At 73.4% G+C, this 13622-nt stretch carries 11 protein-coding genes; 6 read left to right on the forward strand and 5 right to left on the reverse strand.

Annotated features, from left to right (window positions below; translation table 11 throughout):
- Positions 1-504: 504 nt before the first annotated feature.
- Together K7396_RS03635 and K7396_RS03640 are read right to left on the reverse strand one after the other, a co-directional pair.
- A complete protein-coding gene (locus K7396_RS03635; RefSeq protein WP_086718333.1) occupies positions 505-2169 on the reverse strand; it encodes an amidohydrolase in 1665 nt (554 codons plus the stop codon).
- Between the two features lie 58 nt (positions 2170-2227).
- Positions 2228-2668 (reverse strand): Lrp/AsnC family transcriptional regulator, encoded by a 441-nt coding sequence (locus tag K7396_RS03640; protein WP_086718334.1) that lies wholly within the window; start codon positions 2666-2668, stop codon positions 2228-2230.
- A 209-nt stretch (positions 2669-2877) separates the two neighbouring features.
- On the opposite strand from K7396_RS03640, the gene K7396_RS03645 reads away from it, so the two are divergent.
- Positions 2878-3303: a hypothetical protein gene (locus K7396_RS03645; protein WP_107421188.1), complete on the forward strand. Its 426-nt coding sequence runs from the start codon at positions 2878-2880 to the stop codon at positions 3301-3303.
- 37 nt (positions 3304-3340) lie between these two features.
- Here K7396_RS03645 and K7396_RS03650 read toward each other — a convergent pair whose 3' ends face one another.
- On the reverse strand, positions 3341-4459 hold the full coding sequence (locus K7396_RS03650) for a phosphotransferase family protein (RefSeq protein ID WP_086718335.1): 1119 nt from the start codon (positions 4457-4459) through the stop codon (positions 3341-3343).
- Positions 4456-5595: a DUF7064 domain-containing protein gene (locus K7396_RS03655; RefSeq protein WP_086718336.1), complete on the reverse strand. Its 1140-nt coding sequence runs from the start codon at positions 5593-5595 to the stop codon at positions 4456-4458. The genes K7396_RS03650 and K7396_RS03655 overlap by 4 nt, the downstream gene beginning before the upstream one ends.
- A gap of 200 nt (positions 5596-5795) precedes the next feature.
- Between K7396_RS03655 and K7396_RS03660 the strand changes: the two genes are divergently transcribed.
- On the forward strand, positions 5796-6980 hold the full coding sequence (locus K7396_RS03660; protein ID WP_223659604.1) for a pyridoxal-phosphate dependent enzyme: 1185 nt from the start codon (positions 5796-5798) through the stop codon (positions 6978-6980).
- Between the two features lie 72 nt (positions 6981-7052).
- Here K7396_RS03660 and K7396_RS03665 read toward each other — a convergent pair whose 3' ends face one another.
- The gene (locus K7396_RS03665; protein ID WP_086718450.1) at positions 7053-8225 is read right to left on the reverse strand and encodes an acyl-CoA dehydrogenase family protein; all 1173 of its coding nucleotides are present in this window, start codon (positions 8223-8225) and stop codon (positions 7053-7055) included.
- A gap of 337 nt (positions 8226-8562) precedes the next feature.
- On the opposite strand from K7396_RS03665, the gene K7396_RS03670 reads away from it, so the two are divergent.
- The 4 genes from K7396_RS03670 to K7396_RS03685 all read left to right on the forward strand — a co-directional run bounded on the left by K7396_RS03670 (position 8563) and on the right by K7396_RS03685 (position 13460).
- Positions 8563-9846 carry a glycoside hydrolase family 18 protein gene (locus K7396_RS03670; protein WP_086718451.1) on the forward strand — a complete coding sequence of 428 codons (1284 nt, stop codon included), beginning with the start codon at positions 8563-8565 and terminating at the stop codon, positions 9844-9846.
- Positions 9847-10103: 257 nt separating this feature from the next.
- Positions 10104-11426 carry a helix-turn-helix domain-containing protein gene (locus K7396_RS03675; RefSeq protein WP_086718452.1) on the forward strand — a complete coding sequence of 441 codons (1323 nt, stop codon included), beginning with the start codon at positions 10104-10106 and terminating at the stop codon, positions 11424-11426.
- 67 nt (positions 11427-11493) lie between these two features.
- Positions 11494-13017 (forward strand): acetaldehyde dehydrogenase ExaC, encoded by a 1524-nt coding sequence (exaC, locus tag K7396_RS03680; RefSeq protein ID WP_086718453.1) that lies wholly within the window; start codon positions 11494-11496, stop codon positions 13015-13017.
- Positions 13018-13208: 191 nt separating this feature from the next.
- A complete protein-coding gene (locus K7396_RS03685) occupies positions 13209-13460 on the forward strand; it encodes a hypothetical protein (protein ID WP_143589109.1) in 252 nt (83 codons plus the stop codon).
- The last annotated feature ends 162 nt before the right edge of the window (positions 13461-13622 follow it).

The raw sequence follows: 13622 nt of genomic DNA on the forward strand, positions 1-13622 counted from the left end.
AGGCCGGGATTGCGGTTACGGGGTGCACAAAAGGTGAAGAGGGCACTACGCGGTGCGGTGATGTGCGGTGCGGATAGGGGCCCGGTGCCCTTCGGGCCGACCTGGGACCCGCTGGCTGCGGGTCGACCGAAAGCCGTTGTCTACTGAGCGTCCGGGCCCCATCCGGGTCGCACCGTCCCCCAGGCTCTCGCGGAGCAGGGAGGGACCCCCATCCAGCCGAAACACTCCGTTGTCCCGTGCCGCTGGTGCTGGACCTGGCTCCCAGTGGCGGTGTGCCCCAGTGGCGCACCGCCCCATGGCCCAGCTGCGTTCGACGACTGCGCGGAGGTCTCCCGGTCGGACGTCCTGTGGTGGACTCGGCCGAACCTACCGGCCGCCGACCGTCTGCTGTCAACAGGTGCTCTGCCTGCGTCGTTTTCGCGTCGCCCCAGGTCAGCCGCGAGCGCCCCCAAGTGAGGCAAGGAGCGGCAAGCGGATCCCGCGTCGGCACCTGACCGCGCGATGTCACTCGTTCGGCGGCCCGAAGACCGTCCGCCCGCCGACGACCGTGGTCAGGCAGACCGGCAGGTCGTTGCCGGGAGTGAGATCGGGCAGGCCAGGGGTGCCGGAGCGGGGGTCGGTCGACCAGCGCTGCACCCGCTCGTCGGGGGCCTGGACGATCAGGTCGCCGGTGCGCCAGACCGCGTAGTCGGCCGGGGCGCCGGGCACCAGGACGCCCGCGTCGTCCCGGCCGATGGCGCGCCAGCCGCCGCGGGTGTGAGCGGTGAACGCGGCGCGGGCGGAGATGCCGTGGGCGCGGGTGCGGTGGAAGACGGCGGCGCGGACGGTGCCCCAGGGGTCGAGCGGGGTGACCGGGCTGTCGGAGCCGAGCGCGAGCGGGACTCCGGCCTTGAGCAGCGCGGCGTACGGGTTGAGGGTGGCGGCCCGCTCCGCGCCCAGGCGGGCGGCGTACATGCCCTCCGCGCCGCCCCAGGCCGCGTCGAAGGCAGGCTGGACGGAGGCGGTCAGGGCCAGGTCGGCGAAGCCGGCGATGGTGTCCTCGGTGAGCATCTCGGCGTGCTCGACGCGGTGCCGGGCGGCCCGGACGCGGGCCGTGCCCAGGCGCTCGGCGGCGGCGCGGGCCCCGGCGACGACGCTGGTCAGGGCGGCGTCGCCGATGGCGTGGAAGCCCGCCTGGAGCCCGGCCTCGGTGCAGGCGGCGACATGGGCGGCGACGGCCGCGGCGTCGAGCTGGGCGGCACCGGTGTGGCCGGCGTCGGCGTACGGGGCGTGCAGATGGGCGGTGTGGGAGCCGAGGGAGCCGTCGGCGAACAGGTCGCCCGCGGCACCGACGGCCCCGAGGTCACGGATGCGCTCCGCGTCCTTTGCGGAGGTGACGGCCTCGGCCCAGTAGCCGACGACGCGCGGCCCGTCGCCTTCCCCGGCCAGGGCGAGCAGCCCCGTGAAGTCGTCCTCGCCGGAGATGTCCGGACCCGCGCACTCGTGGATGCTGCCGATGCCGAGCGAGGCGGCGCGGGCGAGCGCGGCGGCCTGGGCCTCGGCGCGCTGGGCGGGGGTGACGGTGGCGTACGCGGCCCGGCGCACCGCGTGGTGGGCGTCGCCGGTCAGCGGGGCACCGTCGTGGAAACCCGCCCGGTCGCGGATGCCGGGGACCAGGTCCAGCAGCGCCGTGGTCACGACGGCGGAGTGCACGTCGACCCGGGTGAGGTAGAGCGGCCGGCCGCCGGTGGCCTCGTCGAGCTCGGCGCGCGAGGGCGGCCGCCCCTCCGGCCAGACGCCGGCGTCCCAGCCGTGGCCGAGCAGGATCCGGTCCGCCGGGCGGGCGTCCGCGTAGGCACGGATGCGGGCGAGCGCGTCGGAGAGCGTGCCGGTCCCGACCAGGTCGAGGCCGGTGAGTGCCAGGCCGGTCGCGGTGGTGTGCACATGTGCGTCCGTGAACGCCGGCGTGACGAGTGCGCCGTCGAGCTGGACGACCTCGTCCACACCCTCGGCGAAGGAGTCCGCCGCGCCTTCCTCGCCCACCCAGGCGATGCGGTCGCCCTCCACGACCATGGCGGTGGCGAAGGGGTCGGCGGGGCTGTGCACCTCACCACCGCGCAGCAGGACGGTGCGGGGCGGGGCCGGGCGGGAAGAGTGCTGCCGGGCCTGGTGGGAAAGGTGCTCGCTCATACCGGACAGTTTGGCCCCTGCGGACGGGCCGGCCGCGCGCAGGGGTGCCGGTTGCCGGTCAGATGCGCGGCGGGCGGGCCTCGTAGGGAGTGGAGAGCACGACCGTGGTGCGGGTCGAGACGCCCGCGAGGGTGCGGATGCGGGTGAGCAGGTGCTCCAGCTCCAGCGGGGTGGCGACCCGGACCTTGAGGATGTAGTTCTCGTCGCCGGCGACGCTGTGGCAGGCCTCCAGCTCGGGGACCTCGGCCAGGCGGTCGGCGATGTCGTCCGGCGCGCTGGGGTCGAAGGGTTTGACCGAGATGAAGGCGGTGAGCGGCAGGCCCACGGCTTCGGGGTCGACGAGGGCGGCATAGCCCCGGATGACACCGCGCTGCTCCAGGCGGCGCACCCGCTGGTGCACCGCCGAGGTGGACAGGCCGGTGGCCTTGCCCAGGTCGGTGTAGCTCATCCGCCCGTCCTTGACGAGCAGATCCACGATTTGTCGGTCCAACTCCTCCACCCGTTCAACCTACTGTGCGCGGGGGCGTGTGCGCACCGTGCGCCGGATCGTGGACACCTCCGCGCCGGTCCATGTGACCAATGCCACACGCGTGATCCGGTGCGGAGGGGGTGCCCGCGATTATGCGTGCGGCATGAAGGGAATTGCTGCTGGTGGCCGGGGCCGCCCGTCACAGGAAGTCAGCGGTACGACCGGCCCACCCGAGGGGGATGGACATCATGCGACGCCTGAAGCAGGACTCCGCTGCCGCACACATCGGCGCCCAGGAGGGCGACGATCCCGGCGGCTTCGGCGACGACGGCGCGGACGACTCGTTCGACACCTACGAGATCTACCGCGTGACGTGCCCCGACTGCCTGCAGCCGATCGCGCTGCTGGCGGACGAGGACATGCTCCCGGAGCACGCGCTGTGCGCCTCGCCGTGGGACCCGTTCGGTCTGACGGTGTGCCAGGGCTCCGGGCGGACGGCGTCGGAGGCTCCGCGGACCGCCGACACCCTGGACGCCCGGGAACAGGACGCGGCCGTGCTGCTGACGCTGCCGGAGAGCCTGGACTGGCGCCGCCAGCCGTTCTCGCACCTCGGCGGGCCCGGCACCCGTCCGGTCCGGGTGCCGCGGATGCGCCCGCGCGCCTGAACACCCCGGCCGGCGCCCGTACGGCCGGCGTCCGGCCTCACCAGTAACGGCCCTCGATCATCGCCTCCAGGGTGTCCCGGTGCAGGATCAGCGCATCGGCGTCGGCCGGGGCCGGAATCTCGCCGAAGTGGACCCGGCGGTAGGCCACGCGCAGCATCACGATGGCGTGCCGCAGGGCCGCGTAGAGGGTGTGGAACTCCATGGCGCGGGGCGGGTGTCCGGTGAGCCGGGCATAGCGGCTCTCGACGCGGTCGCGGCACAGGAATCCGGGCAGTCCCCGGTGGCCGCCGCTCTCGGCGAGGTCCTGGAAGAAGCGGTGGAGGAACACCATCCAGCCCAGGTCGAGTTCGCGGGGGCCGAGGGCGGCCATCTCCCAGTCGAGGACCGCGGCCGGCTCGAAGCCGTCGTAGACGATATTGCCGATCCTGGCGTCGCCCCAGGTCAGCACGGTATCCCCGGGGTCCCGCGGCCAGAGCTCGGCCAGCCGGGCGAAGCCGCGCTCGATCAGCGGTGAGCGGGGACGGCCGTCGACGACCCATTGGTAGTAGCCCTGTTGGTCCGTGACGTGCCTCCGCAGCGCGCTTCCGGCGCCGGGGAGGGCGAGGAAGTCGGCGGCGCCGGGCGGGACTTGGTCGTGCAGCCGGGCGAGCACGGAGACGCTGGCGGCCTCCAGCCGGTCGCGTTCGGCGTCGGTGGCGTCGTGGAGCCAATTCCCCTCGTACGTATAGGGCATGACGTCCGGTGGGACGCGGCCGGCGGCGCGGGCCATGACGAAGAACGGCGCGCCGAGCGGCGCCGGGTCCTCTTCGAGCCAGAAGACGCGGGGCACGGGCAGGTCGGTGTGGTCGGCGACCAGCCGCATGGTGCGGTACTGCCGGGCCATGTCGTAGCGCGGGAAGACGGTGTAGGCGGCGGGGTCGGCGGCGAGGCGCAGCGCGCAGGAGACGGGGTTCCGGGCGCTCGGGAGCCCGGGGGCCGGCGGTCGTGGGTGCGCGATGTCGAAGAGCAGGGTCTCGCTGGACATGCCGTTGGTGTCGGGCACGGCCGCGGCGACGGCGCGGGCGCCGGGCAGCCGGGTGCCGAGCCAGGCGGTGAGGCGGCGGGTGAGGTCCTCGGGGTCGCGGGTGGTGGTGCGGGGGCGGGGCGTGCCGGTCACCGTCCGGCCTCCGGCGCGACGGAGTCATAGCCGGTGAAGCCGCTCGGGTCGTGCCGGCCGAAGCTGCCGTGCTCGAAGATGCCGTAGCCGGTCCGGCCGTCGAGGGTGAAGCGGGCGGCGTGGTCGGTGACTCCGTAGGCGGCGAGCGGGTGGGCGGCCGGGTCGGAGAGGTCGTAGCTGCGGCGGTCGGTCCAGCCGCGGCCCCGCCAGGTGCCGTGCTGCCAGTCCTCGACGCTCGCGGGCGGGTAGCCGGCGCCCACCGCGAGGGGTGAGGAGGTGAGGATCTCGGCGGTGAGTTCGAGGGGCGTGCGGGCGGGGTCGGTGAGGTGGATGACGGCGCTCTCCGGGTGGCGGGTGCCGGGACGGTAACGGATGTCCGTGTGCGGCCAGCCGAGTTGGGTGTCGTGGGCGCCGTCGCGGACCATGGTCGCCTCGTTCAGGGTGCGGTGGCCGTCGGCGTCCTCCTGGACGATGACCATCACGAAGCGGTCGTCGAAGCGCACCGGGCACCAGATCCAGTGGAATCCCTCGGGCCGCAACTCCTCGGCCGCCCGCCCGCCGTCCTCCCCGGCGATCGGGCGGACGCCCCAGCTGCGGTCGCGGGTTCCGGTCCACTCCCCCGCCGTGACGGCGAGTTCCTGGCCGGCGGCGCGGACGGTGCCCGTGCAGGTGCCCGCCTGCACGAACCGCCGGCCGTCGAGCAGCAGCCGGTCGCCGCGGTACTGGGTGTGGTGCGGCTCCCAGGTGGCGGGGAAGGCCGCGGTCCAGGTCAGGTCGTACGCCAGGCCGTCCGGGTCGCCGGGGTCCGCGGCGCAGGTCAGCCGCAGGCGGGCGAGTGGCTCCTCGACGGTGATGGTGAGGGGGCCGACGGTGAGCGCGAGGCGGTCGTCGCCGAGGGCGTCGGAGGCCCGTACGGCGTGCAGCCGGTCGCCGAGGCGGAGGGTGGCATAGGCGTCGATGACACCGGTGTTGGGGTAGACGCCGAGTCCTGCGATCAGCAGGGCGCGGCCGGCGTGGTCCATGACGTGGAAGATGCACCGGTCGTAGGCGTTGCGGTCGCCGGTGGCGACATGCCGCATGGACAGCGGGACCTGGTGGATGGGGTACTCGTCGAGCGCGACGGGTCGGTCGGGCACGGTCTCCTCCTGGGCGCGCGGTCGGTGGGGCGCAGCCGGGTTCGGGCCCCTACGACGAGAGTTGACGGTATGTCAGTTCAAGTCGCTGACGGTACGTCAGCTCAAGACGAACGACCAGACCCGCGAAATCCGTAGGGACCAAAGTACTGCTTCACCTGTTACCTTTCGGGGTCGACACCCGACCGACCTCTGGAGCCACGGTGACCTCACGACCTCCTCTGCACTGCCTGCGCTGCGCCCGCGCCGCGGAGGGCTTCGCCGGGTGCCGGACCTGCGCCGCGGAGGGCATTGGTGTCAATACGATGCCGCCGCTCGCGGATCTGGCCGGTGTGGATCTCGCGGCGTATCCGGGCGGGCCGTGGGGCCTGCCGCAGGCACTGCCGGTATCCGGGCCGCCGGTCACGCTGGGCGAGGGCGACACCCCGTGCGTCCGGCTGCGGACGGACCCGGCCCCGGCCCACGACGGCCGGTCCGACGGTCGGGCCCAAGACGGCCGACACGTCGGGGAGGTGTGGCTGAAATACGAGGGTGGGAACCCGACCGGCTCCCACAAGGACCGGGCGATGGCCGTCGGGGTGGCCGCCGCGGTGGCGGCCGGCGCCGGCACCGTGGCCGCCGCCTCCTCCGGCAACGCGGGGGCGGCGGCCGCGGCGTACGCGGCACGGGCCGGGCTGCGCTGTGTGGTGTTCACCAACGAGAAGGTGCCGGCGGGACTGTGCGCCCAGATCGACGCTCTGGGCGCCGAGCGCCGGGTGCACCCGGGCAGCACCGCCGACCGCAACGCGGCGATGGCCCGCGCCGTCGAGGAGCACCGCTGGTACCCGCTGACCAGCTACTCCTCGCCTTCGCCTGGCGGTAATCCGTACGCCAACGAGGGCTACAAGTCGGTCGCCTACGAGCTGGCGCGGGACTTCGCCGGGCGGCGGCTCGACGCGGTGGTGGTGCCCACCAGCCGGGCGGACCTGCTGGCCGGAATCGGCCGTGGCTTCCGGGAGTTGGCGGCCGCGGGGCTGATCGACCGCGAGCCGCGGCTGGTGGCCGCCGAGCCGTCCGCCGCGGCGCCGTTCACCGCCGCGCTGCGCCGCACGGACCGCGCGGACCAGGAGCGGACGCGGATCGCCGCCCGGCCGACGGTGGCGTTCTCCCTCGGGGAGGAACGGCCCTGCTGGCAGGGGCTCGACGCGCTGTGGCGCGCCGCGGGCACGGCCGTCGCGCTGGACGACGAGACGATCACGGCGGAGACGCGGAGGCTGGCGGCGGAGGGCCTGACCCTGGAGCCGTCGTCCGCCGTCGGGTCCGCCGTGGCACGGGAGTTCGCCCGCACCCCCGGCACGCTGGTGGTCGCGATCGGGACGGCGACCGGCCTCAAGGGGCTGGCCGGCTGAGGGCGGACGGGCGGCTGCGGACCGGAGCGTTCCGGTCCGCCTCGCTCCCGCCCTCGCCCGCCCCTCCCCCGCTCAGCGCGTCTCGGGCCCCGCGAGGTGGCGGGCGATGACCATCCGCTGGATCTGGTTGGTGCCCTCGACGATCTGCAGGACCTTGGCCTCGCGCATATAGCGCTCGGCCGGGAAGTCGAGGGTGTAGCCGTAGCCGCCGAGGAGCTGGACGGCGTCGGTGGTCACCCGCATCGCGGTGTCCGTGCAGAACAGCTTGGCCATCGCCGCTTCCTTGGAGAACGGCAGACCGGCGTCGCGCAGCCGGGCCGCGGTGAGGTAGAGGGCGCGCCCCGCCTCGATCTGGGTGGCCATGTCGGCGAGCATGAAGCGCAGGCCCTGGAAGTCGACGATCGGACGGCCGAACTGCTGGCGTTCGGCGGTGTACGCGAGCGCCTCGTCCAGCGCGGCCTGGGCGACGCCGATGGCACAGGCCGCGATGCCCAGGCGCCCGGAGTCCAGGGCGGACAGGGCGATGGCGAAGCCCTGCCCCTCGTCCCCGAGGCGGCGGGAGTCGGGGACGCGGACGGCGTCGAAGTGCAGCTGCGCCGTCGGGGACCCCTTCATGCCCATCTTGCGCTCGGGCGCCGCGGCGCTGAGGCCCTCGGCGTCACCGGGCACCAGGAAGGCGGTGATGCCATGGGCGCCGCTGCCACCGGTGCGGGCGAGCACGGTGTAGAAGTCGGCGACGCCACCGTGGGTGGTCCAGGCCTTGGTGCCCTCCAGCCGCCAGGTGTCGCCCTCGCGGGTCGCCCGGGTGGTCAGGGAGGCGGCGTCGGAGCCCGAGGAGGGCTCGGAGAGGCAGTAGGCGCCGATGAGTCCGCCGCCGAGCATGTCCGGCAGGTGTTCGGCGCGCTGCTCCTTGGTGCCGTATCCGGCGAGTGCGTGGCAGGCGAGGGTGTGCACGCTGGCGCCGAGGCCGACGGTGAGCCGGGCGGCGGCGAGTTCCTCCAGGACCTGGAGGTAGACCTCGTAGGGCTGGCCGCCTCCGCCGAATTCCTCGTCGTAGGGCAGCGAGAGCAGTCCGGATTCCGACAGCAGCGTAAAGATCTCGCGCGGGAAGCGGCCGGCGTCCTCTTCCTCGGCGGCCGTCGGCCTGATCTCGCGCTCGGCGAGCTCGCGGACGAGGGTCAACAGGTCGCGGGCTTCCTCCGTGGGCAGCCTGCGGTCCACCGGCCGGGGGCCGTACTCGGTCATGGCGGCGCTCTCCTCCCTGTCGGGCGCTGCGGCGACACGCGCAGGGTGGGCGGCGGCGCCGGTTTCGTCGTGCCAGGCCGATGATCGCGTTCCGGGTCTCGGAAGGCGATGACCTGCGGCGGTGGCGCTAGGAGTATGCCCGATCGGCGGCCCCGCGTCACGGGTTGATCATCACGGACTGCGGGAATCCGGCCCGCGCGTCGACCGGCCGCCGAATTGGTCCGAACCATTGACTCACTGGTCTAGTCCTTCTACCTTCTGCTTCAACGTTCAACGCGTTCATGCCAATTCGGAACGCGGGTCAGGCTCCACCCCTCGCCCCCTCCGAGGAGACGACATGCTCAGACCGCACCGGATGCGCTCGCCCCGCAGGGTGATCGCCGCCGCCACCGCGCTGTGTACGGCGGCCCTGGCCGGCACCCTGCTCGCCGGACCGGCGGCCGCCGACCCGGCCGGCACCCCCGCCGCGCACCACCCGTCCACGGCCGCCGCGCCTGCCGCGAAGCCCGCCGCGTCGGGCGGCAAGGTCGTCGGATACTTCACCAACTGGGGCGTCTACGACCGCAATTACCACGTCAAGAACATCGAGACCTCGGGCTCGGCCGCCAAGCTGACCCACATCAACTACGCCTTCGGCAACGTCCAGGGCGGCAAGTGCGCCATCGGCGACTCCTACGCCGACTACGACAAGGCCTACACCGCCGACCAGAGCGTCGACGGCAAGGCGGACACCTGGGACAACGGGGCCCTGCGCGGCAACTTCAACCAGCTGCGCAAGCTCAAGAAGCTGCACCCGGGCCTCAAGGTGATCTGGTCGTTCGGCGGCTGGACCTGGTCGGGCGGCTTCGGCGAGGCCGCCAAGAACCCCGACGCCTTCGCCCGGTCCTGCTACGACCTGGTCGAGGACAAGCGCTGGGCGGACGTCTTCGACGGCATCGACATCGACTGGGAGTACCCCAACGCCTGCGGCCTGACCTGCGACACCAGCGGCCGGGACGCGTTCACCAAGGTGATGCGGGCGCTGCGGTCGACGTTCGGCCGGAGCAGCCTGGTGACCGCGGCGATCACCGCGGACGCCTCGGCCGGCGGCAAGATGGACGCGGCCGACTACGCGGGCGCGGCACAGTACGTCGACTGGTACAACCCGATGACGTACGACTACTTCGGCGCCTGGGACGCCAAGGGCCCGACGGCGCCGCACTCCCCGCTCACGTCGTACAGCGGCATCCCGAAGGCCGGCTTCAACAGCACCGACACCATCGCCAAGCTCAAGGGCCTCGGGGTCCCGGCGGGCAAGCTGCTGCTGGGCATCGGCTTCTACGGCCGCGGCTGGTCGGGCGTCACCCAGGCCGCGCCGGGCGGCACCGCGACCGGCGCGGCCCCGGGCAAGTACGAGGCGGGCATCGACGACTACAAGGTGCTCAAGAGCCGCTGCCCGGCCACCGGCAAGGTGGGCGGCACCGCGTACGCCAAGTGCGGTGACCAGTGGTGGAGCTACGACACCCCCGAGACCATCGGCACGAAGATGGCCTACAAGGACGCACAGGGCCTGGGCGGCACGTTCTTCTGGGAGCTGAGCGGCGACACCACAGGCGGTGAGCTGATCAAGGCGATCAGGTAGGCCCCGGCAGGCGCGGAGCGGGACGGGCGGGAGGCGGTCGGCGGCCTCCCGCCCGTCCGTCTGCGGGCCCCTCGCCTTGCGACGGCTCCTGTTGCCGCAGCTCCCGTTGCGGCTGCGCACACAGGGGCCACGGTGACACCCGTGGGTGACCCGGCGCGCCCCTGGGTGACCCCGCGTGCCCACGGGGTTTACGCCCCCGCCCCCGGCGAGCACCATCGGCCGTACGGGAGCAGGAGCCGCATCTGAAGAGGTGACACGTGGTCAACCCTTGGCTGGCGATGGAGACCGGCGCCGATCCGGTGGAGCACACCCGCACGGTGCGCCGGGCCCATGCGGCCTTCCTGACCGACGGGACCGTCGCGCCACCGGTCCGCCAGGTGGTCGCCGACTCCTGGCGCCGCTCCGCCGACGCCCGGGCCGCGGCGGACGGCGCGGCCCCCATCGACCTGGACGGGGCCGCCCTGGGCACCTACCGGGACGGGCATCCGCTGGCCCGCGCGATGCCCGTCTTCCGTGAGCTGCTGGGCAGCTTCGCGCAGGACGGGGCGCATCTGCTGGCCGTCTGCGATCCGCAGGGGCGGCTGCTGTGGGTGGAGGGGCACCGCGGGGTGCGGCGCAGTGCCGAGCGGATGAACTTCGTGGTCGGCGCCCGCTGGGACGAGCGGCACGCCGGCACCAATGCCCCGGGCACCGCGCTCGCCGCCGATCACGCCGTACAGATCTTCGCCGCCGAGCACTACAACCGGCGGGTGCAGCGCTGGACCTGCGCCGCCGCCCCGCTGCACGACCCCCGGACCGGGCGGCTGCTGGGCGCCGTCGACATCACCGGCGGCGACCACCTGGCGAGCCCGCACAGCCTGGCCCTCGTCCAGGCCACCGCCCGCGCGGCGGAAGCCCACCTGGCCGCGGACGCACCGGAGTTGGGGGTGTGCCTGTCGGCTCTTGGCCGGGACGAGGCGCTGCTGGTGGTGGACGGACAGCGGCTGCGCCTGGGCCGCCGGCACAGCGAGATCATGGTGCTGCTGGCCCGGCACCCGGACGGCCTGACGGGCGATCAGCTCTCGGTGCTGCTGTACGGCGAGCGCGAGATGCGACCGGTGACGCTGCGGGCCGAGCTGTCCCGGCTGCGCCACCTCGTCGGCACACTGCTCCACTCCCGTCCGTACCGGCTGAGCCGGCCCGTCGAGACCGACCTGTGCGCGGTCGAGGACGCCATGGACGCCGGCGAGGTGCACACCGCGGTGGGCGCGTACCGCGGCCCGCTGCTGCCGTTGTCGGAGGCGCCCGGCGTCCAGCGGCTGCGCGGTGCGCTGGAGGACCGGCTCCGGCGTACGCTGCTCGGCACCCGCGACCCCGGCCTGCTGCGGGAGTGGTCGCGCACCCCCTGGGGCGAGGACGACCTGGAGGTCTGGGAGGCCCTGGTGGACGCCCTCCCCGCGCGCTCCCCGGCCCGCAGCGCGCCGATGGCCACCGCGGACCGGCTGCGCGCGGCGTACGGCCTGCCCGGCGCGTCCGCCCGTACGGTGCACGCGCCGGCCGCCGCGCGCGTCGCAACGTTCACGCAACCTCCGCCGCCTTAGCCTGCGCACAACGCCCGTCACACGGGAGTGGCGGGCACCGCGCCGAGAGCGATTGGGAGGCCGCACCATGGCCCGTTACGCCAGCCCGGGTTCCGCCGATGCCGTCATGAGCTACCTGCCCCGCTACGACCACTGGATCGGCGGCGAGTTCGTGGCGCCCGCGCTGGGCCGGTACTTCGAGAACCCGACCCCGGTCAACGGGCAGCCGTTCACCGAGGTCGCGCGGGGCACCGCCGAGGACGTCGAGCGGGCCCTGGACGCGGCACACGCGGCCGCGCCGGGCTGGGCCCGTACGGCCGCCGCCGAACGCGCCGCCGTCCTCAACAAGATCGCCGACCGGATGGAACAGAACCTGGAGGCCCTGGCGGTCGCGGAGAGCTGGGAGAACGGCAAGCCGGTACGGGAGTCGCTGGCGGCCGACATCCCGCTCGCCATCGACCACTTCCGCTACTTCGCGGGCGCCATCCGCGCGCAGGAGGGCTCCCTGTCGGAGATCGACGAGGACACCGTCGCGTACCACTTCCACGAGCCGCTCGGGGCCGTCGCCCAGATCATCCCGTGGAACTTCCCCATCCTCATGGCGACCTGGAAGCTCGCCCCGGCCCTGGCCGCGGGCAACGCCGTGGTCCTCAAGCCGGCCGAGCAGACGCCCGTGTCCGTGCACTACTGGATGAGCCTGATCGCGGATCTGCTGCCGCCCGGCGTGGTCAACATCGTCAACGGCTTCGGCGCCGAGGCCGGCAAGCCGCTGGCGTCCAGCCCCCGCGTCGCCAAGGTCGCCTTCACCGGCGAGACCACCACCGGCCGCCTGATCATGCAGTACGCCTCCGAGCACCTGCGGCCGGTGACGCTCGAACTCGGCGGCAAGAGCCCCAATATCTTCTTCGACGACGTCTCGGCCGCGGCCGACGACTTCCACGACAAGGCGCTGGAGGGCTTCACCATGTTCGCCCTCAACCAGGGCGAGGTCTGCACCTGTCCGTCCCGGGCGCTGATCCAGCGCGGCCACTACCAGGACTTCCTGGAGGCCGGCGTGGCACGCACGGAGAAGATCGTCCAGGGCCACCCGCTGGACACCGACACCATGATCGGCGCCCAGGCCTCCAACGACCAGCTGGAGAAGATCCTCTCCTACCTGGACATCGGCCAGAAGGAGGGCGCCCGCATCCTGACCGGCGGCTCCCGCGCCGAACTCGGCGGCGAACTGGAGGGGGGCTACTACGTCCGCCCGACCATCTTCGAGGGCAACAACGAGATGCGGGTCTTCCAGGAGGAGATCTTCGGCCCCGTGGTCGCCGTGGCCCCGTTCAGCGACTTCGACGACGCGATCGGCATCGCCAACGACACGCTCTACGGCCTCGGCGCCGGCGTCTGGACCCGCGACGGCTCCACCGCCTACCGCGCGGGCCGCGCCATCCAGGCCGGCCGGGTATGGACCAACTGCTACCACGCCTACCCGGCCCACGCCGCCTTCGGCGGCTACAAGCAGTCCGGCATCGGCAGGGAGACCCACAAGATGATGCTGGATCACTACCAGCAGACGAAGAACTTGTTGGTGAGCTATTCGGCGAAGAAGCTGGGGTTCTTCTAAGAGGTGATCTCAATAGGCGTTCTGTAGGGCCGGAGGACTGCCCGGCTGGGGCTGCCGGGGGGCCGGCGGCCCCAGCCGGGGTCGGTCAGCGCTGGGTGGGTTGTGCTTGGAGGACTTCCTCGCACACCCGAGGGTCGTCGGCCTGGCCGGGCTCTGCCCATGCCTGGTGGCGTCCTGCTACCTCCCACGGGGTGAGCCGCCAGCACTCGTACTGCAAGGCGCATATCCAGCGCCTGCGCACCGCGCGGGAAAGGCCAGGCTTCAACGAGGAGAAATGGCGGCTGATGGAGAAGGCCGTCTGCACCACATCCGCAGCAGCGCAGCCCCCCGCAGCACCGCCGGCGGACGCGGTGACCGCGTCCGGAACCCGCTCGATCGCCATCGGCGGGAACAACGCCGGACCGCTCTCCACCGGCGACCAGCCCGACAGCCCGCGCCCATGAAATGCCCCTTGCGGCGACCAGGCGAACCGGAACCATCACCCGCCGGGCCCGTCACACGGGTGGAGGCGAACGGCGATCGAGCCGTCGCCGTCGGGCGCGACAACTACGCCCCCATCCTGACCGGGCACGCGCCAGGGCGGTGTCCCTGCCGCGCGAGCACTC

Origin of the sequence: Streptomyces angustmyceticus, from assembly GCF_019933235.1 — a bacterium.
Classification (GTDB): Bacteria; Actinomycetota; Actinomycetes; order Streptomycetales; family Streptomycetaceae; genus Streptomyces; species Streptomyces angustmyceticus.

What these genes read in the sequence shown, in the direction of transcription:
- K7396_RS03635 (WP_086718333.1), bottom strand. Translation starts at nt 2,169, where the DNA reads ATGAGCGAGCACCTTTCCCACCAGGCCCGGCAGCACTCTTCCCGCCCG.
- K7396_RS03645 (WP_107421188.1), top strand. Translation starts at nt 2,878, where the DNA reads ATGGACATCATGCGACGCCTGAAGCAGGACTCCGCTGCCGCACACATC.
- K7396_RS03665 (WP_086718450.1), bottom strand. Translation starts at nt 8,225, where the DNA reads ATGACCGAGTACGGCCCCCGGCCGGTGGACCGCAGGCTGCCCACGGAG.
- K7396_RS03670 (WP_086718451.1), top strand. Translation starts at nt 8,563, where the DNA reads ATGCTCAGACCGCACCGGATGCGCTCGCCCCGCAGGGTGATCGCCGCC.
- exaC (WP_086718453.1), top strand. Translation starts at nt 11,494, where the DNA reads ATGGCCCGTTACGCCAGCCCGGGTTCCGCCGATGCCGTCATGAGCTAC.